19 protein-coding genes are annotated in these 18,513 nt (G+C 72.4%); 13 read left to right on the forward strand and 6 right to left on the reverse strand.

Annotated features, from left to right (window positions below):
• Window positions 1–51: 51 nt before the first annotated feature.
• On the forward strand, window positions 52–525 hold the full coding sequence (locus tag ACXR2U_RS20430) for a phage tail protein (RefSeq protein WP_458826926.1): 474 nt from the start codon (window positions 52–54) through the stop codon (window positions 523–525).
• Here ACXR2U_RS20430 and ACXR2U_RS20435 read toward each other — a convergent pair.
• A complete protein-coding gene (locus ACXR2U_RS20435; RefSeq protein WP_458826927.1) occupies window positions 494–1,402 on the reverse strand; it encodes a TetR family transcriptional regulator in 909 nt (302 codons plus the stop codon). The two genes, ACXR2U_RS20430 and ACXR2U_RS20435, sit on opposite strands and share 32 nt — an antisense overlap.
• A 157-nt stretch (window positions 1,403–1,559) precedes the next feature.
• Between ACXR2U_RS20435 and ACXR2U_RS20440 the strand changes: the two genes are divergently transcribed.
• The 5 genes from ACXR2U_RS20440 to ACXR2U_RS20460 are packed head-to-tail and all read left to right on the forward strand — an operon-like array spanning window position 1,560 to window position 7,168.
• A complete protein-coding gene (locus ACXR2U_RS20440; protein ID WP_458826928.1) occupies window positions 1,560–2,513 on the forward strand; it encodes a cyclase family protein in 954 nt (317 codons plus the stop codon).
• 8 nt (window positions 2,514–2,521) lie between these two features.
• Window positions 2,522–4,195, forward strand: coding sequence for a class I adenylate-forming enzyme family protein (locus tag ACXR2U_RS20445; protein ID WP_458826929.1), 1,674 nt, complete (start codon window positions 2,522–2,524; stop codon window positions 4,193–4,195).
• On the forward strand, window positions 4,192–5,208 hold the full coding sequence (locus tag ACXR2U_RS20450) for a phosphotransferase family protein (RefSeq protein WP_458826930.1): 1,017 nt from the start codon (window positions 4,192–4,194) through the stop codon (window positions 5,206–5,208). The genes ACXR2U_RS20445 and ACXR2U_RS20450 overlap by 4 nt, the downstream gene beginning before the upstream one ends.
• A 53-nt stretch (window positions 5,209–5,261) precedes the next feature.
• Window positions 5,262–6,482: an acyl-CoA dehydrogenase family protein gene (locus ACXR2U_RS20455; RefSeq protein WP_458826931.1), complete on the forward strand. Its 1,221-nt coding sequence runs from the start codon at window positions 5,262–5,264 to the stop codon at window positions 6,480–6,482.
• Window positions 6,479–7,168 carry an SGNH/GDSL hydrolase family protein gene (locus tag ACXR2U_RS20460; RefSeq protein WP_458826932.1) on the forward strand — a complete coding sequence of 230 codons (690 nt, stop codon included), beginning with the start codon at window positions 6,479–6,481 and terminating at the stop codon, window positions 7,166–7,168. The genes ACXR2U_RS20455 and ACXR2U_RS20460 overlap by 4 nt, the downstream gene beginning before the upstream one ends.
• 63 nt (window positions 7,169–7,231) lie before the next feature.
• Here ACXR2U_RS20460 and hppD read toward each other — a convergent pair whose 3' ends face one another.
• Window positions 7,232–8,443 (reverse strand): 4-hydroxyphenylpyruvate dioxygenase, encoded by a 1,212-nt coding sequence (hppD, locus tag ACXR2U_RS20465; protein ID WP_458826933.1) that lies wholly within the window; start codon window positions 8,441–8,443, stop codon window positions 7,232–7,234.
• Window positions 8,444–8,549: 106 nt separating this feature from the next.
• Here hppD and ACXR2U_RS20470 point away from each other — a divergent pair, with 106 nt between their 5' ends.
• A complete protein-coding gene (locus ACXR2U_RS20470) occupies window positions 8,550–9,044 on the forward strand; it encodes an Lrp/AsnC family transcriptional regulator (protein ID WP_458826934.1) in 495 nt (164 codons plus the stop codon).
• On the opposite strand, the gene ACXR2U_RS20475 is transcribed toward ACXR2U_RS20470, so the two are convergent.
• Window positions 9,032–9,673, reverse strand: coding sequence for a pentapeptide repeat-containing protein (locus ACXR2U_RS20475; protein ID WP_458826935.1), 642 nt, complete (start codon window positions 9,671–9,673; stop codon window positions 9,032–9,034). The two genes, ACXR2U_RS20470 and ACXR2U_RS20475, sit on opposite strands and share 13 nt — an antisense overlap.
• An 18-nt stretch (window positions 9,674–9,691) precedes the next feature.
• Between ACXR2U_RS20475 and ACXR2U_RS20480 the strand changes: the two genes are divergently transcribed.
• Window positions 9,692–10,564 (forward strand): DUF929 family protein, encoded by an 873-nt coding sequence (locus tag ACXR2U_RS20480; protein WP_458826936.1) that lies wholly within the window; start codon window positions 9,692–9,694, stop codon window positions 10,562–10,564.
• A gap of 21 nt (window positions 10,565–10,585) precedes the next feature.
• On the opposite strand, the gene ACXR2U_RS20485 is transcribed toward ACXR2U_RS20480, so the two are convergent.
• A complete protein-coding gene (locus ACXR2U_RS20485; RefSeq protein WP_458826937.1) occupies window positions 10,586–10,975 on the reverse strand; it encodes an ATP-binding protein in 390 nt (129 codons plus the stop codon).
• Window positions 10,976–11,089: 114 nt separating this feature from the next.
• Window positions 11,090–13,303, reverse strand: a complete 2,214-nt coding sequence (locus ACXR2U_RS20490) for a PP2C family protein-serine/threonine phosphatase (protein WP_458826938.1) — start codon at window positions 13,301–13,303, stop codon at window positions 11,090–11,092.
• A 119-nt stretch (window positions 13,304–13,422) separates the two neighbouring features.
• Here ACXR2U_RS20490 and otsB point away from each other — a divergent pair, with 119 nt between their 5' ends.
• Window positions 13,423–14,283 (forward strand): trehalose-phosphatase, encoded by an 861-nt coding sequence (gene otsB / locus ACXR2U_RS20495; RefSeq protein WP_458826939.1) that lies wholly within the window; start codon window positions 13,423–13,425, stop codon window positions 14,281–14,283.
• Between the two features lie 44 nt (window positions 14,284–14,327).
• On the opposite strand, the gene ACXR2U_RS20500 is transcribed toward otsB, so the two are convergent.
• On the reverse strand, window positions 14,328–15,764 hold the full coding sequence (locus tag ACXR2U_RS20500) for an alpha,alpha-trehalose-phosphate synthase (UDP-forming) (protein WP_458826940.1): 1,437 nt from the start codon (window positions 15,762–15,764) through the stop codon (window positions 14,328–14,330).
• Window positions 15,765–15,899: 135 nt separating this feature from the next.
• Between ACXR2U_RS20500 and ACXR2U_RS20505 the strand changes: the two genes are divergently transcribed.
• The 4 genes from ACXR2U_RS20505 to ACXR2U_RS20520 all read left to right on the forward strand — a co-directional run.
• Window positions 15,900–16,841, forward strand: coding sequence for an ABC transporter ATP-binding protein (locus tag ACXR2U_RS20505; protein ID WP_458826945.1), 942 nt, complete (start codon window positions 15,900–15,902; stop codon window positions 16,839–16,841).
• Window positions 16,838–17,581, forward strand: coding sequence for an ABC transporter permease (locus ACXR2U_RS20510; RefSeq protein ID WP_458826941.1), 744 nt, complete (start codon window positions 16,838–16,840; stop codon window positions 17,579–17,581). Before ACXR2U_RS20505 ends, ACXR2U_RS20510 begins: the two co-directional genes overlap by 4 nt.
• On the forward strand, window positions 17,578–18,063 hold the full coding sequence (locus ACXR2U_RS20515; protein WP_458826942.1) for a hypothetical protein: 486 nt from the start codon (window positions 17,578–17,580) through the stop codon (window positions 18,061–18,063). Before ACXR2U_RS20510 ends, ACXR2U_RS20515 begins: the two co-directional genes overlap by 4 nt.
• 136 nt (window positions 18,064–18,199) lie before the next feature.
• Window positions 18,200–18,513: 2-oxoglutarate dehydrogenase E1 subunit family protein (locus ACXR2U_RS20520; RefSeq protein ID WP_458826943.1), on the forward strand; the 314-nt coding region annotated here is incomplete at its 3' end.

The following is an 18,513-nucleotide window of genomic DNA, read 5'->3' on the forward strand; positions in this document are numbered from 1 at the left end:
GTCGTCAGGGAGGCGTACGAGACCCTGAACGCTCACCCCGGGAGGCCCCGCATGTCCACCGTCGTCGACTTCACCACCGTGTCCACCGAGGGGCTGGAGTCCTCGCCCGTCGCGGACGCCCTCGCGGGCCTGCGGGCCAACGAGGCCCGGTACTTCAAGAACAAGTACGACCACGAGTTCACGGTCACCCCGGCCGCGACGTCGAAGCGGGTGCTCGCCTACGTCGAGGAGGTGCTCGCCGAGCGCGACATCGTCATCGCCTCGACCCCGCTCGAGACCTCGGACTTCGAGGTCGAGGGCACCCGCTGGACCCACGTGGTCTACGAGTCCGGACTGATCGTCAACGTCCTCTACGGCCTCGAACCCGGTAGCAAGCGCGCGGTCGGCTTCAAGCTGTCGGACGGCATGGAGGTGCCAGAGGAACTGGGCGGTTTCAAGTTCGCGCGCCAGAAGTCCAAGCTCGCCGGCACCATCCGCGGTTCGTACTTCGTGGTCAAGGGTTCGTACCCCGCGCACTCGGGGTGAGCCCGAGCAGGGCGAGCGCGAACGCGGCGTAGTCGAGCGCCAGCTCCTCGGGCGTGGTCGGCCCGCCCACCCGGAACCACTGCGGCAGCGACGTGCACATCGTCGCGACCGCCCGGGCACCGAGGTGGGCCGCGTGCGGGTCGGCGCCGGCCGGGGACGCCGCGAGGGCGGCGCCCACCTCGGTGTCGAGGACGTGCTGCACCGCCGAGCGCAGCCCGGCGATCCGCCGACGGGCCCGCGGTTCCAGACTGCGCATCTCGCTGGCGCCGATGAAGGCCAGGTCGCGGCGGTACACGTGGTACAGCGCCAGGGCCTCGACGACGGCCGCCACCCGCGCGACCGATGCGTCGGAACCGTCGCGCGCGGCGTCGACCCGCCACCGCAGGTCGGCCATGGTCACCTCGAAGATCGTGGTGAGCAGTTCCTGCTTGCTGCGGTGGTGGTGGTAGAGCCCGGCGACGCTCATCCCCGCCCGGGCCGCGATGTCGCGCACCGTGGAGCCCTGGTAGCCGGTCTCGACGAACGCCTCGACGGCCGCGGCCACCACGGGCCCGAGCGGCAGTGGAGCGAACCGGCGCCACTCCCCCACCCCGGCCAGCTGCTCGGGGTCCGGCCCGCCGGGCGCGCCCCGGCCGGCCGAGACCGCACCGAACCGCGGGGCGGGCAGCACCAACAGGTCGGACGCGCTGGCACCGACGGCCGCCGCGACCTGGTGCAGACGCTCCACCGACAGCCGGGTGTGACCGTTCTCGATCGCGGAGAGGGTGGCGGGGCTGACGGCGAGCCGGCCGGCGAGCGCCCGCAGGGAGAGCCCGGCGGCGAGTCGGGCCCGCCGGACCGCCACCGCCCCGTCGGGCAGGTCCGGCGTCACCGTCACGCTCGCACCCTATCGAGCTGTTCAGGATTCCCGAACGTGGATCACCTGTGACCCCTTGACCTCCCGCACCTCATGGGTGTTCGGTCGGCCTCACCGAGGTTCGCCACCGATCACCTGATCGGTGCGCGCCGCCGCTCCGACGACGAGGTTGGTGACCATGGCCGACGTGCCCACGATGGACGAACTGCTGGAGAAGAGCCCCACGAACTGGGGCCGCTGGGGTGACGCCGACGAGGTCGGCGCCCTCAACTTCCTCACCGCGGAGGAGGTGCTGCGCGGGGTGCAGCACGTCCGCACCGGCGAGGTGTTCACCCTGCAACGGTTGATCGGTGACCCGAAGGGCGATCCGGTGTGGCCCGGCCGCACCCCGGCCGTCCGCACCCAGATCCTCGACGAGGCCAGCTGGGACGGTGCCGACGCGCCGTCCTTCCCAGGTGGCCTGCACTACGCCGACGACAAGATCGACGCCTTCCTGCAGGGCTCCACGCAGTACGACGCCCTCGGTCACGTCTGGTACGGCGGCAAGATCTGGAACGGCTACGACGCCCGCGGCACGGTGGGCGGCCTCGACCAGGCGAGTGTCGAGCCGATCGCGCAGCGCGGGGTCGTCGGCCGCGGCATCCTGCTCGACATGGCCCGGTTCCGTGGCAAGGACAACCTCGACAAGGCCGAGACGTTCACCCACGAGGACCTCGTGGCGTGCGCGAAGGCGCAGGGCACCGAGATCGAGCCGCACGACGTCCTCGTCATCCGGACCAACTTCCTGCGCTTGTTCTTCGAGCAGGGCCAGGCGTTCTACGAGGGGTTCTGCGAGCCGGGACTGACGTACTCCCCCGAGCTGGTGCAGTGGTTCGCCGACATGGAGATCCCGAACCTGGTGACCGACACCATCGCCAACGAGGTCACCGTCGACCCGGTCAGCGGAACGGCACTTCCGTTGCACTGTGCACTCATGCGCAACCTCGGCGTCACCCTGACCGAGATCTGCGACCTCGAGAAGCTGGCCGAGAGCTGCGCGGCCGACGGCCGGTACACGTTCCTGTACGCGGCCGCGCCGCTCAAGGTGCACCAGGCCTCGGGTTCGCCGGTCAACCCGCTCGCCATCAAGTAGGCGCAGCCGTGAGCGTCTACACCGACAGGCCCTGGCTCACGCTCTACAGCGAGGGTCGCCCGGCCTCGATCACCCGGGAACACGAGACCTTGTTGGCGGTCTTCCAGGCGTCGGCCGCAGCCCACCCCGACGAGGTCGCGCTCCGCTACTTCGACTCCCGCCTGACCTTCACCGATCTCGACGAGGCCTCCGACGCGCTCGCGCTCGGTCTGCTCGACCACGGCTTCGCCGCGGGCGACCGGATGGCGCTGTACGTCCAGAACAACCCGGCGTTCGTCATCGGGTTGCTGGCGGCGTGGAAAGCCGGCGGCAGCGCGGTGGCGATCAACCCGATGAACAAGGCCCGCGAGCTCACCTACCTGCTCGCCGACTCGGGTGCGACCGCCCTGCTCTGCCTCGACGACCTCTGGGACACCGTGGCGCGCGGGGTCGTCGGGTCGGCCGAAGGGGTGGAGGTCGACACGGTCGTCACCGTCTCGGCGCTCGACCACCAGACCCGCGACGACGCCCGGCTCTTCGGCGGGGTCGAACGCGTCCGCCACGAGGGCACGCTCGACCTGGTCGGGTTGGTGGAGCAGTACCGCGGCAAGAAGCCGCCGGCACCGGATCTCGGCGCCGAGGACATCGCGGTGCTCACGTACACGTCCGGCACCACCGGCGTGCCCAAGGGTGCGATGAACACCCACGGCAACATGGTGTTCAACGCCCAGACCTACCGCGACTGGATCGGGCTGACCGAGGACGACGTCGTCCTCGGCGTGGCGCCGCTGTTCCACATCACCGGGCTCATCGGCCACATCGCGGTCGCGATGCTCGTGCCGTGCCCTCTCGTGCTCGCCCACCGGTTCCACCCGGAGGTCATGATCGAGACGATCCGCGAGCACCGGCCGACCTTCACGGTCGGCGCCATCACGGTGTTCATCGCGCTGACCAACGTCGAAGGCGCCGAGGAGAAGGACTTCGCCTCGTTCCGCGCGCTCTACTCGGGCGGCGCGCCCATCGCCCCGGCGGTCACGGACCAGTTCCGCGCCAAGACCGGGCTGTACATCCACAACATCTACGGCCTGACCGAGACGAACTCGCCGTCGCACGCCGTGCCGTTCGGCGTCGACGCGCCCGTCGACCCGAACTCCGGCGCGTTGTCGGTCGGCGTCCCGGTGTTCGACACCGTGGTCCGCATCCTCGGCGAGGACGGCGCCGAGGTACCGCCCGGGGAGATCGGCGAGATCGCGACCTCGGGTCCGCAGGTCGTGCCGGGCTACTGGCACAAGCCCGAGGCGACCGAGGCGTCGCTGCCGGGTGGTGAGCTGCGCACCGGCGACGTCGGCTTCATGGACGAGAGCGGCTGGTTCTACCTCGTCGACCGCAAGAAGGACATGATCAACGCCGCCGGCTACAAGGTGTGGCCCCGCGAGGTGGAGGACGTCCTCTACGGCCACCCGGCCGTCCGGGAGGCGGCGGTCGTGGGGGTGCCCGACGAGTACCGCGGCGAGACGGTGAAGGCGTTCGTGTCGCTGAAACCCGGCCAGAGCGTCACCGAGGCCGAACTCATCGAGTTCTGCAGGGAGCAGATGGCCGCGTACAAGTACCCGCGCAGCATCGAGTTCGTCGACGAGCTCCCCAAGACGACGACGGGCAAGATCCTGCGGCGCGAACTCCGGGACCGCACCGGGTCCGCGTGAGCGGAGCGGACCACCTCGTCCCCCCGGGCGCCGTCGGCGCCGTCCTCGTGGCGGCGACCGGCGACGCCCGGTGGGCCCACCCCACGGCGACGCTGCTCTCCGGCGGCAAGTCGAACCTGACCTACGCCCTCGACTCGCCCGCGGGCACCCTCGTCCTGCGTCGGCCCCCGAGCGGGGACCTGCTGCCCACCGCCCACGACATGGCCCGCGAGGCCCGCGTGCAGCGGGCCCTGGCCCCGACTCCCGTGCCCGTCCCCCGCATCGTCGCGGTCGACGACGGCGAGGCGTTCGGCGTGCCGTTCTACGTCATGGAGCGGGTCGCGGGTCACGTGGTGCGGGGCGAACTGCCCCCGGGCGCGCTCACCGAGCCCGCCGACCGCCACCGCCTCGGGTTGCGCCTGGCCGACCTGCTGGCCGACCTGCACGCGGTCGACCCGGAGGCGGTCGGACTGGGCGACTTCGGGCGGCCCACGGGCTTCCTCGACCGACAGGTGTCACGGTGGCGGCGGCAGTGGGCGGCCAGCCGCGACGACGACGTCCCGGCCGTCGACGCGCTCGCGGGCGTCCTGGCCGCATCGGTGCCGGAGAGCCCGCCGGCCGCGGTCGTGCACGGCGACCTGCGGCTGGACAACTGCGTGGTCGGCGACGACGGCACGGTGCGGGCGGTGCTCGACTGGGAGATGTCGACCCTCGGCGACCCGCTCACCGACGTCGGGCTGCTGGCGTTCTACTGGCGCGACCCCGGCGAGCCGCAACGCTCGCTGATCCCGGGCGTCACCGACCGACCGGGGTTCCCCACCCGGGCCGAGGTCCTGCAGCGGTACGCCACCCGCGCCGGACGACCCGTGGACGACCTGCACTGGTACCTCGGCTTCGCGCACTTCAAGTTCGCCGTCATCACGCAGGGCATCGCGGCGCGGGTGCGCGACGGCGCCATGGCCGGGCAGGACTTCGGCGACCTGCGTGACGAGGTCCGCACCATCGCCGCCGACGGCCTCGCCATGATGGACTGACGGTCCCTCACCGACACCGCACCGACCGACACCGCACCGAGAGGCACACCGCCGTGGACTTCGAGCTCTCCCCCGCCGCGCAGGACTACTCCGACCGGATGTGGGCCTTCATGACCGAGCGGGTGTTCCCGGCCGAGGCCGAGTACGACGCCTACCGTGCGGATCACGGCGACCACGTACACCCGCCGGTGATGGAGGACCTCATGGCCGAGGCCCGCAAGCGCGACCTGTGGAACCTGTTCCTGCCGGCCGAGTCCGGCCTCTCGAACGTCGACTACGCCTCCATCGCCGAGATCACCGGCTGGTCACCGGTGATCGCACCGGAAGCCATCAACTGCCAGGCGCCCGACACCGGCAACATGGAGACGTTGCACCTGTTCGGCACCGACGAGCAGAAGGAGCAGTGGTTGGAACCGTTGCTCGATGCACGGATCCGCTCGGCGTTCGCCATGACCGAGCCGGACGTCGCGAGCTCCGACGCCACCAACATCCAGACCCGCATCCGGCGTGACGGTGACGACTACGTCATCGACGGCCGGAAGTGGTGGATCTCCGGATCTGCCGACGAACGCTGCAAGATCTTCATCGTCATGGGCAAGACCGACCCCGACGCCGCCTCCCACCGGCAGCAGTCGATGGTGCTGGTCCCCCGTGACACGCCGGGCATGACCATCACCCGTCACCTGCCGATCTTCGGATACCAGGACCAGCACGGGCACTCCGAGATCACCTTCGACGGCGTCCGGGTGCCGGTGACCAACCGCCTCGCGGGTGAGGGCGACGGCTTCATGATCGCCCAGGCGCGCCTCGGGCCCGGCCGTATCCACCACGCGATGCGCGCCATCGGCATGGCCGAGCGGGCCCTCGCCCTCATGATCGAGCGCGCACAGGCGCGCACCGCGTTCGGTGCGCCGCTCGCCGACCAGGGCGTGGTGCGGGAGCTCATCGCCAACTCCCGCATCGAGATCGAGCAGGCGCGTCTGCTCGTGCTGAAGACCGCCTGGCTCATCGACCGCCACGGCGCGAAGGGCGCCCGCACCGAGATCGCGGCCATCAAGGTCGCCGCGCCGAAGGTGGCGTGCGCCGTGGTCGACCGGGCCATCGAGGTGTTCGGCGGAGCCGGGGTCAGCAACGACTTCCCGCTCGCCTACTTCTACGCTTGGGCGCGGGTGCTGCGCATCGTGGACGGCCCGGACGCCGTGCACCGCCGGTCGGTCGCCCGTGAGGAACTCAAGCGCACCCCACCGGAAGGATCCGTACCCTCGATGCGGTGACCGACGTCGTCTGGGAGTACTCCAACCTCCCGGTGCGGCCGAGCGGGAACGTCCTGCGGGTGCTGGGCAAGGTCGTCCCGGGCATCCGCGCGACCCACGGCGAGGTGGACCCGTACGCCACCGCGTGGCAGCGTCACAACGCCGCCGCGGTGGCGGCCGACGGGCCGCTGTGGATCGTGCTCGGCGACTCGATGGCCCAGGGCATCGGCGCGTCCGCCTTCGACCGCGGCTGGCCGGGCCAGCTCGCCGACCGTCTCGACCCCGCCCTGCGCATGGTCAACCTGTCAGCCTACGGCGCCCGCGTCGTGGACGTCGTCGAGCGGCAACTGCCGGCCGCGTGCGCCCTCGGCGAGGCCGCACTGGTGACGGTCGTGATCGGCTCCAACGACGTCGTGTGGCGCCGGTACCGCTCGGACCTGCCCGACACCTTCGCCCGGATGGTGGAGGCCCTGCCGCCCCGGTCGGTGGTGTCGAACCTGCCCAACCCGAACCAGGCCGCGCGTGCCGTCGACCGCATCCTCGCCACGCGCGGCGTCGAACGCGGTCTGGTCGTGGCCGACATCCGGCGGCATCCGATCAACTGGCGCGGCAAGCTCGCGAAGGACTTCTTCCACCCCAACGACGCCGGCTACGCCGCCATGGCCGACGTCATCGAACCCGCCGTCCGCGAGGCCCTCGCCGGCTGAAACGCTGCGATCTTGCGAGAGGTGGCGGCCTGGCGACGCCACCTCTCGCAGGATCGGTGCCGGTCAGACGTTGCCGCGGCGCTCCTGCTCGCGCTCGATGGCCTCGAACAACGCCTGGAAGTTGCCCTTGCCGAAGCCGAGGCTGCCGTGGCGCTCGATGAACTCGAAGAAGACCGTCGGGCGGTCGCCGACCGGCTTGGTGAAGATCTGCAGCAGGTAGCCGTCCTCGTCACGGTCGACCAGGATGCCGCGCGCCTGCAGCTCCTCGATCGGCACGCGCACCTCGCCGATACGGGCTCGCAGGGCCGGGTCCTCGTAGTAGGAGTCCGGGGTCGAGAGGAACTCCACGCCCTCGGCGGTGAGGACGTCGACGGTCCGCACGATGTCGTTCGTGGCGAGCGCGAGGTGCTGGGCGCCGGGGCCGTCGTAGAACTCGAGGTACTCGTCGATCTGGCTCTTGCGCTTGCCGGGCGAGGGCTCGTTGAGCGGGAACTTGACCCGGTGGTTGCCGTTGGCGACGACCTTGCTCATGAGCGCGGAGTACTCGGTGGCGATGTCCTCGCCGATGAACTCGGCCATGTTGGTGAAGCCCATGACCCGGTTGTAGAAGCCGACCCACTCGTCCATGTGGCCGAGTTCGACGTTGCCGACGACGTGGTCGAGCGCCTGGAAGACGCGGCGGGGGGCACCCTCGCGCCGGACGAACGACGACGTCCGGGTGACGTAGCCCGGCAGGTACGGCCCGGTGTAGCGCGACCGGTCGACCAGCGTGTGGCGGGTGTCGCCGTAGGCGCCGATCGTTGCCGTGCGCACCGTTCCGTGCTCGTCGGACACGTCGTGCGGCTCGACCAGGACGCTCGCACCCTGCGCGCGGGCGTGCACGATGCAACGGTCGACGTCGGGCACCTCGAGCGCGATGTCGAGGATGCCGTCGCCGTGCTTGCGGTGGTGGTCGGCCAGGGGTGAACCCGGCTTGACCGCGCCCTGCAGCACGAACCGGCAGGCGCCGGAGGTCAGGACGTACGACACGTGGTCGGGTTGACCGGTCTCGGGGCCGGCGTAGGCCACCAGGTCCATCCCGTAGGCCGCGACGAAGTGACGCGACAGGGCGGTGGCGTTGCCGACCACCCACACCACGGCGTCCCACCCGGTGACCGGGAACGGGTCGCGGGTGTCGTCGTGCTCGACCAACCCGACGAGGGTGGTCAGCTGCTCCAGGGACAGTTCGGCGAGGCGTTCGTCGTCGGTGAGGGCCTGGTCCAGGGTGCCGGTCATGGGCCGATCGAACGGCGGCCCGCCCTGCTGCGCAAGTCGTGCCGTCGCAGCTGGGCGAGATGCTGATTCGGCACAGCAGAAGTGCGGTTCAACTAGGCTGGTTGCCATGCTCGACACTCTCGACGTCGCCCTGCTGCGAGCCCTGCGCGAGCACCCGCGCGCCGGGGTCCTGGAACTGGCCCGGGTCACCGGCGTCGCGCGGGCCACGGTGGCCACCCGCATGCAGCGCTGGGACGACGAGGGCGTGGTGACCGGCTACGGACCGGATCTCGACCTGCCGGCCGCGGGCTACCCGGTCCAGGCGTTCGTCACCATCGAGATCGCCCAGGGCGGCCTCGACGCCGCCGCGGCCGACCTGGCCGCCATCCCGGGCATCGTGGAGGCCCACGCCACGACCGGCAGTGGCGACGTCCTCGCCCGCATCGCCGCGACCTCGCACGACGACCTGCAGCAGATCCTGTTGCAGGTCAGCCGGTCCGGCGTGGTCACGCGGACCACCAGCGTGGTCGTGCTGTCGACCGTCGTCCCGTACCGCACGCTGCCGTTGCTCGAGGCGACCGACCGCCCGACCTCGACACGGGCGCCCGCCTACCGCGAGTGACCGACCCCCGCGACCGTCACCCCGAACGTCGCGGCCATGGCACCGGCCATCGAGGTCAACGTCGGCATGTCGACCGTTGCACCACGCAGCGATCCGATCGTGCGCACACCGGCCAGGTCGCACTCGACGAAGTCGACCTTCTTCACCGTCGCACCGGCGAATTCGGTGTCGACCATCGTGCAGTTTTCGAACCGCACCCGGTCCAACCGCGCTCCGGACAGGTCGAGCGCCGTGAGGTCGCAGTCCCGGAACGTCACCTGGCGCCACGTCGCCTGCCGGGCCGACAACCGCACCGACCGGACGTCGGTCAGCGTCACGCCCTCCCACGTCCCACCGTCCACGACGCAACTGGCCCACCGTGAGCCGGTGACCTCGACCCGGTCGAGCCGGCCGTCGGACAGGTCGACCTCCACCAGGGACACCGAGCGCAGCGTGCAGTTCGACAGCACCAGCCGGGTCACCCGCCCACCGTCGAGGGAGACCGCGGCGATCTCGGCGTCCTCGATCTCGATGTCGTCGACGTCGGTTCCGGACGCAGCTCCCTCGATGCGGACACCGACGTGACGCACGGTCGGGTCGCACTCCCCGACCGCGAGCACCGGCCGTTCGACAGGTGAGGCGGCAGGCACTGCGGCAGACTAACCAGCGTGCCGGCCGGCGAACGTACGAGGGCGAGACGCCTGCTCGAGGTGGTGCCGCTGGTGGTCCTGGTCGGCGTGGCCGCCGTGCTGGTCGCGGTCCGCCTCGACCGCGGGCCGGGCACCGATCCGGTCGCCCCGACCGGCGCCGGCCCCGGCGTCACGTCGCTCGCGCTGCCGTCCACCGCCGACGCGCCCGCCCTGCTCGACGCCGTCGCCCACGTCCCCGCCTCCGTCCTCGACCAGGTCGGCACCGGCGGCGTGGCCACCGTGCCGATCGCCGTGAACGGGTCGGCCGTCACGGGCGACGGCCGGCCCCGGGTGATCTGGGTGGGATCCGAGGACTGCGCGCCGTGTGCCGCGATGCGGTGGTCGATGGTGGTCGCCCTGTCGCGGTTCGGGGAACTCAGCGGCGTCGGCCTGGCGGCCTCGGCGACGGACGCGCCGTACCCCGGCACGATCGGGCCGACGTTCCGCGACGCGCGTTTCAGCAGTGACCTGGTCGGGGTGACGTTCTACGAGTCGCAGGTGTACCGCGGACCGAACTCCCGCCCGGTCACCGCGACCGACCGCGGCCTGCTGCGCCGCTACGACGCCCCGCCCTACGTCACCGACGACAACCCACGACCGTTCGTGCTGTTCGCGGGCCAGTACGTCTCGGCCGGATCGCTGTTCACCCCGGGCGTCCTCGACGGCCTCGACGCCGCGGCGATCGCCGCCGCCGCGGCCGACCCGGACTCGGCCGCGGGCACGGCGATCGACGGCGCGGCGAACGTGATCACGGCCGTCCTGTGCGTGACGACCGACGGCCGGCCGGGCGAGGTCTGCGACTCGCGAGGGGTCGTGGCCGCCCGCGCGGTCATCGGCACCCGCGTCAACTGACGGGCGGGTGCTCGGCGGCGCTCAGGCGACGTCGTGCTGCAGCGGGAACTCGGCCCACACCCACTTGCCCGGTGGCTGCAACCGGACGCCCCACCGCGCAGCGATGACCTCGACGATGGACAGCCCGCGGCCGTCGGGCCGGTCGGGCGAACTCGGTTTCGTCACGGGATCGCCGGGGCCGTCGTCGTAGACCGCGATCCGCGCCAACCCGTCCAGGAGTTCGACGGTGAGGCAGATCCGTTCGTGGGCCACGACGATCGCGTTCGTGACCAGCTCGCTGACGGCCAGCACGGCGTCGTCGAGCACCGGTGGGCAGCCCGGGGTGTCGGTGAAGACCCTGGACACCACGGTGCGTCCGAGCGCGACTGCGGCGGGGTCGCCGGGTGAGAGCTCGTGCTCCACGGCGATCACGCGTAGCTGCTCCTCGGGTCGACGACCATGTCGGGCTTGCCGGGGCCGACGCTTCCCGCGCGGTCACCGCACGCAGGTGTGCCCGCCCGGAAGGGATCCGTCACCGGGCGTGCGTCAGAGCACCCGCACCGCGAGCACGGCGACGTCGTCGCCGCGTTCGGCCACCGAACGGCGCTCGGTGAGGCGCAGGACGAGATCCGCCGCGGACTCCCGGCCTCCGGACTCGCGGAGCAGGTCGAGCAGCACGGTGATGCCGGTGTCGATGTCGCGACCGCGTTCCTCGACCAGACCGTCGGTGTACAGCACGAGGGTCGAGCCGACCGGGACGACGACCCGCCCCTCGTCGCGGACCGGGCCGGACTCGTCACGTTCCTCGTCGCCGTGGAACGGCACGCCGACGATGCGCGAGGCAGAGGTCGTGAGGATCTGCACCGCGCCGTCCGGGCCGAGCAGCAGCGGCGGCGGGTGGCCGGCGTTCGCCCACACGAACTCGGCGTCACCGCTGGGATCCGGGCGGGTCAGTCGGCCGTAGGCGCAGGTCGCCAGCGAGGCCATCTGCAGGCTCTGCACGAGTTGGTCCAACTGCTCGAGGACGGCGGCCGGCCGGGCCCCGGGGTAGGCGTACGAGCGCAGGACCGACCGCAACTGGCCCATCGCGGCCGCGGCGGCGAGGTCGTGGCCCATGACGTCGCCGATCGCGATGCCGACGCCGAGGTCGTCGCGCAACCGCAGCACGTCGTACCAGTCACCCCCGACGGCCGAGCGGGCCGTCGCCGGCAGGTACCGCGCGCTCACGTCGAGCCCCTCGATCGGCGCCAACGTCGGCAGCAGCGCGCGTTGCAGCGTCTCGGCCGCCTGGTGTTCGCCCGCGAACAGCCGGGCGTTGTCCAGTGCGAGGCCGGCGCGCGCGGCGACGTCGGAGAGCACCTCGACCTCTCCCGGGCCGAAGCCGGACGCCTCGGCGTCGGCCAACAGCACCAGCACACCGAGCGCCCGGCCGCGGGCGGTGATCGGGGCGAGCGCCGCGGCGGCCGCGCCGAGGCTCTCGACCAGCCGGCCGAGCGACCCGGTCCCGGTGGCAGCCCGCAACTGCTCGACTGGTACCGCCACGGCGGCACCCTCGCCCCGCAGGAGCCGGCTGACGGGGTGGTCGGGCGCGAACGGCCCGAGGTCGTCGCGGGCGCCGTCGACCAGCGCTCGGATGTGGTCGTCGCCCGCGGCCCCGGGGTGCAGGACGTGGGCCGACGTCCGCCCGGTGGACTCGTCGAGGGTGACCACCACCGCCCACGTCCCGAGCCGGGGCACGACCAGGTGCAGGAGCAGGTCCACGATCTCGGCCGGGTCGAGCGAGGCCGCGAGCCGGTTGGTCGTGGCCGCGAGCAGGGCTAGGCGGTCACGTGCGACCTGCACCTCGGTGAGTTCACGCTCGCGCCGCTGATCGGCCTCGACCCGCTCGGTGACGTCGACCTGGACGCCCACGAAGTGGGTGATCTCGCCGGAGCCGTCGAGCACGGGCGAGATCGAGACCCGGTTCCAGAAGGGGACGCCGTCGGACCGGTAGTTGAGCAGGGTCGCGGTGATCGGGGTGCCGGCCGCGACCGCGTCGCGGATCTCGGCGACGACCGTCCGGTCGGTGTCGGGTCCCTGGAGGAACCGGCAGTTGTGGCCGAGCACCTCGGCCGAGGTCCGCCCGCTCACCTCGAGGAACGCCGGGTTGACCCAGATCAACGGGTTGTCGGGCTGGGCCGGGTCGCTGATGGTGATCGAGATGCGGGTCGCGAGCAGGGCACGGTCGCGCAGCGAGGCCGCGGACTCCTGCGCCCCGGCCACGGCGGCCGCCTGCCGGACCGGCAGGAACAGCACGACCGCCTGGCGCCCGAGGGCGCCCGGGGCGTCGGCGAGCGGCAGCCCGACGACCCACAGCGGTTCCCGGCGTTCGAAGCCGGCGTTGGCCCTCGCCGCGGTGACCGCCTCACCCATGACCGGTTCGCCGCGGGCCACCCGGGACAACGGACGGCCCCGGCCCGGACGCTCGACGTCGCCACGGTCGCCGGCGAGATCGTCGCCGCTGATGTCCTCCAGCCCCGCGGCGCGCGACCAGTCGTCGACCGACAACGGCAGCCGCATGCCGGGGGCGAGGTCGGCCGCGAGGCTGTTGGCGAACACGACGTCGCCGCTGTCGAGGTCGACGAGCAGCACCGCGGCCGGGGTGCCGTGGACGACCTCGGGGACCACGGTGGCGGCGATCGGGCTGCGCTGGCGCAGATCGGAGAGTGAGTCGCCCGAGGGGTTCGACCGGACGTCCCCGGCGTCGGCGGCGGCCTGCACGCGGCGGAGCATAACCGGGGCCGCGAGACGTGGGTGCACGACACATGAACGCGTTCGAACCGAGGGGTGGCGCCGAGGTGCCGCCGACGGGTGCCGGCGGCGTCCGGCACGATCGCGGGGTGACCGCCGACGACGCCCGCACCAGTCCCGACCCGGCCGACGACCCCCGTCTGGAGCAGCTCGCCGCCCGGATCGCCGGCGGCCTCGTGGCCCTGGACTTCGACGGCACGCTCGCCCCGATCGTGCGTGACCCGGAGACGTCCCGGCCGGTCGAGGGCACCCTCGACGCGCTGCAGGCCCTGGTCGCCGTCGGGGTGCGGCTGGCGTTCATCACCGGGCGGGAAGCCGAGACCGTCGTGCGCCTCGGGGGGTTCGAGGACCTCCCGGGGTTGCTGGTCGACGGCGTCTACGGCGCTCAGCAGCTGCGAGACGGACGACTGACCGTGCTGCCGACCCCACCCGAGATGACCGCGGCGCGGGCCGAGGTCGACGGCGTGCTGACCGGTGCCGGTGCCGACCCGGCCGTGTGGGTCGAGGACAAGGACGTGTCGTTCGTCGTGCACACCCGTCTCGCCGCCGACCCCGACGCCGCGTTCGACGTCGTGGCGGGACCGGTCACCGCCCTCGCCGAACGCCACCACCTCGAGGTGCACCCCGGCAAGCAGGTCCTCGAGGTGCGGGTGCCGGGCGTGGACAAGGGCGGGGCGCTCGGTGCGCTGCTCGACGAGCTCGACCCGACCGCAGTGCTGTGGGCGGGCGACGACCTCGGCGACATCCCGGCCTTCGAGCGGGTGCAGGTGTGGCGGGAGCAGACCGGCCGCCCCGCGGTGGGCGTCGGGGTGCGGCCGTCCGGCTCACCGGACCCGCTCGCCGGGGCCGACACCGACATCGACCCGCGGGTGGCGGCCGTGGCCGACGTCGTGGTGGACGGGCCCGCCGCGGTCGTGGCGCTGCTGCAGCGGCTGGCCGCGACCGGCTGAGCCGCGGGTCCGTGGCGTCAAGGCCTTCAGGGGCGTCAGGGACGTCAGGCGGTCCGCACCGCGGCGAGCTGGTCCTCGAACCAGCTGCGCGGGCCACCGTGGGCCGAGGCCCGCCGCAGGTTCGCAGCGCGGCGCGCCCGGTCGTCCGCGGACATCGTGAGCGCCGCGTGCAGGGTGGCGGCCGTCCCGCTGACGTCGAACGGGTTGACGAGCAGGGCGTCGGCGCCGAGCTCCGGCACCGCACCGGCCTCCCGCGACAACACCACGACCGCGTCCTTCTCCGAGAGCAGCGCGCCTTCCTTGACCACGAGGTTCATGCCGTCGCGGACCGGGTTGACGAACACGACGTCGGCGAGGCGCTGCGCCGCGAGTGACGCCGGGTAGTCGCCCTCGACGTCGAGCAGCAGCGGGGTCCACTCGTCGGTGCCGAACTCGTCGGCGATCTCGGCGCCGACCCGTTCGACGTCGGCGACGTACTCGCGGTAGTCGGGCAGGTCCAGCCGGCTGGGGTCGGCGTACGCGATGTGGACGACACGGTCGTGCCACTCCGGGTGCGTGCGCAACAGTTCCCGGTAGGCGAGCAGCCCGCGCAGGATGTTCTTGGACAGCTCGGTGCGGTCGACCCGCGTGATCACCTTCCGGTCGCCGACCAGGTCGCGCAGTTCGGCGAAGGCCCGCTCGGCGTCGCGGCGGTGCGCCCGTTCGTGCAGGGCGTCGGCGTCGACCCCGAGTGGGAAGACGCCGGTACGCACGACGCGACCGTCGGGCGCGATGACCGCGCCGTCGTCGACCGCGAGTCCGAGTGTGTCCTCGACGCACTCGAGGAAGGCGTCGGCCCAGCGGCGGGTGTGGAAGCCGACCAGGTCGGCGCCGAGCAGTCCCTGCAGCAGTTCGGTGGCGACGTCGTCGGGCAGCATGCGGAACGAGTCCACCGGCGCCCACGGGGTGTGGGTGAAGTGGCTGATGCGGGTGTCGGGGTCGGCGGCGCGCAGCTGCCCGGGGGCGAGGAACAGGTGGTAGTCCTGCACCATCACCGCCGAACCCGGGTCGGCCACCTCGGCCATGGCGTCGGCGAAACGTCGGTTGTAGCGGCGGTATCCCTCCCACTGCTTGCGCCAGGCGGCGTCGAACGCCGGGCGGTACGCGCGGTCGAAGAGCAGGTGGTGGACGTACCAGAGCGTCGAGTTGGCGATCCCGGTGTACGCCTGCCGGAAGGTGTTGGCGTCGATGGGCAGCATCCGCACGTCGAGCGCACCGGTGTCGACCCCGGCCGATGCCAGGGGGCCGCCGCCGGCGCGCCGGGCCAGGGCACGCTCGCGGTCGTTGAGGGCGGCGCAGACCCAGACGGCGTCCTCGGCCTGCTCGAGCGCCGCGACCATGCCGGTGACCAGCCCGCCGCCTCCACGCTCGACCCGGTCCTCCCCGTCGGCGTCGACGGTGACGGACAGGGGGCCGCGGTTGGACGCGACGACGGCTGACACGGTGGGTCTCCTGACTGCTGCATGGTGCAACGCTCAACGAAAGCGCTGACGTTACGGGACGGGCATCCCTCTGTTCCGGGTCATACCCGGATGGTCCAGACTGTCGCGGGTGAGAGCGATCCCGCGGACCACGCCATGACCGCCGCCACCCCCGCACCCACCGCCGCCGCGCCGGCCGCGGGACGCATCGTCGTCGAGGGTCTCACCAAGCGGTTCGGCAACTTCGTCGCCGTCGACCAGCTCAGCTTCGCCGTCGAACCCGGGTCCATCACCGGGTTCCTCGGCCCCAACGGCGCCGGCAAGACCACCACGCTGCGGATGCTGCTCGGCCTGGTCTCACCGTCCTCGGGGTCCGCGACCATCGGCGGCCGGCCGTTCCCCGCCCTGCACGACCCCCTGCGGGTCGTCGGCGCCGCGTTGGAGGCGGCGAGCTTCCACCCGGGGCGCACGGCTCGTAACCACCTGCGCGTCTACTGCGCCGCCGCGGGCCTGCCCGACACCCGCGCCGACGAGGTCCTCGAGCAGGTCGGGCTCCGCGATGCGGCCGGCAAGAAGGTCCGGGGCTACTCACTCGGGATGCGGCAACGCCTCGGGCTCGCCACCACCCTGCTGGGCGACCCGCAGGTGCTCATCCTCGACGAGCCGGCGAACGGCCTGGACCCCGACGGCATCCGGTGGCTGCGCGGGTTCCTGCGTCACCTCGCTGACGGCGGCCGGACCGTGCTGGTCAGCTCGCACCAGTTGGCCGAGATGCAGGCCATGGCCGACCGGGTCGTCATCCTCGACCACGGACGCCTCGTCCGCGAGGGCGCCATCAAGGACCTCGCGGCCGCGAACGACTCCGTCGTCGTCCGCACGCCGACCCCGGCACCGCTGGTCAAGCGACTGCGCGCCGACCTGCCTGCCGCCGAGGTCACCGACGCCGGCGAACCCGGTCTGGTCCGGGTGCGGAACGCCCAGATCTCCGACATCGGCCACGCCGCGTTCCTCGCGGGTGTCGAGGTCCACGAACTGCGCCACGACGGCTTCGACCTCGAGCAACTGTTCTTCTCCCTGACGGGGGGTGCGCAGCAGTGATCCGCAACGTCCGGTCCGAACTGATCAAGCTGCGCACCACGCAGGTGTGGTTCTGGCTGCTGGTCGCCACGCTCGCCCTCGGCGCGCTCAGCGTCATCGGTCCGATCGCGAGCGACCCGAACCTGTCCGCGGACCAGGTGCCGAACCTGTTCGCGGGGGCGTCGGCCGCCTACATCGCGGTCTTCGTGCTCGGCGTGCTCATCGTGACGACCGAGTACCGCTACCAGACGATCACGCCCACGCTGCTGACCACGCCGAAGCGGTGGCAGGTCATCGTGGCCAAGGGCGTGACGATGGTGCTGGTCGGGATCCTGTACGCCCTGGCGACGGTCGCGATCCAGGTGGCCATCGCCCTGCCGTGGCTCGCCGCCCGCGGCGTCGACGTGTCGGCCACCGGCGACAACGGGGTCGTCGTCCCGATCATCGAGGCGTTCGTGGTCGTCGTGCTCTACGGGCTGCTCGGATTCGGGTTCGGGGCGCTCGCGCGCAACCAGATCGTCGGCGTGGTCGTCGGCGTGGTGTACGTCGTGATCCTCGAGAACCTCATCATCGCGCTGCCGGGCGTCAAGTACGCCTTCCCGTACCTGCCGGGAGGAGGCGCGGCGAGCATCACCGGCAACACGTCGTTCAACAACGTCGACCTGCTGCCCCTGGCGGGGGGCGTCGCCATCCTGGTCGGGTGGACCGTCGTGCTCGTCGGCCTGGGACTCGCGACCTCGCTGCGGCGCGACATCACGTGATCCGCCGGGTCGCGGCCGGGCTGATCGTCGTCGTCCTCGCCGGCACGTTGACGGCCTGTGCGGGCTCGGCGCAGCACGTCCGCGACATCTGCGGCGACGTGACGTCCGGGACGGCGGAGCTCGACCGCTACGACCCTGCGCGGCCGCTGACGGCGTTGCAGTTCGCGCTCGGCCGGTTCGACCTGGTCGAGGAGGCGGTGGGCAAGGCCCGCGAGGCGTCGTTGCCGGAGGGTGACGCCACCACCCTGCGCACCGCCTGGCTCGACCCCGCCGTCACCTCCATGGGGTCGTGGGAGGCGCGTCTACAGGCGGTACGCACGGCCACGACCGGGGGCGGCGACCCGGAACAGGTGCAGGCCGCGCTCACGGCGGCCCTGGCCCTGGGGACCGAGGGCGTCGACACCGCCGCACTCGACCGGATCGGCTACGGCGCGTGCGCCACGGCCTTCACCGCTCCGACGGTGGCGTCGACCGAGGGGTGAGGCCCCTGCGTGCCCCGGTTCACTGCGTGTTCCGAGGGACACGCGGGGTCACCCGGCGTAACCTGAGAGAAACCAACCGGGCGCGACCCTCGGTACCGCGTGCCCGACGCATCTGCGATGGGCGGCTTCTCTTCCCGTGACGACGACTGACCTGACGTCCCACACCAGCTCCTCCGACCCCGAGGGCTTCGGCCCCAACGAGTGGCTCGTCGAGGAGATGTACGAGCGGTACCGGAGCGACCCGGACAGCGTCGACCCGGCCTGGCACGACTTCTTCTCCGACTACCGCGGCCCGGCGGGTCCCACCGACAGCGACGTGGACCCCGAGGCCGACGAGCCGGGCGCCGCACCTGCCTCCGACGACACCGCGCCGGCCGCGTCGCCCGCCACCTCGCCCGCCGCCTCGAACGGGGTGGCCGCCGACGCACCGGCGCCGACCCCGTCCGCCCG

It is taken from the genome of Jatrophihabitans sp. YIM 134969 (assembly GCF_054456675.1).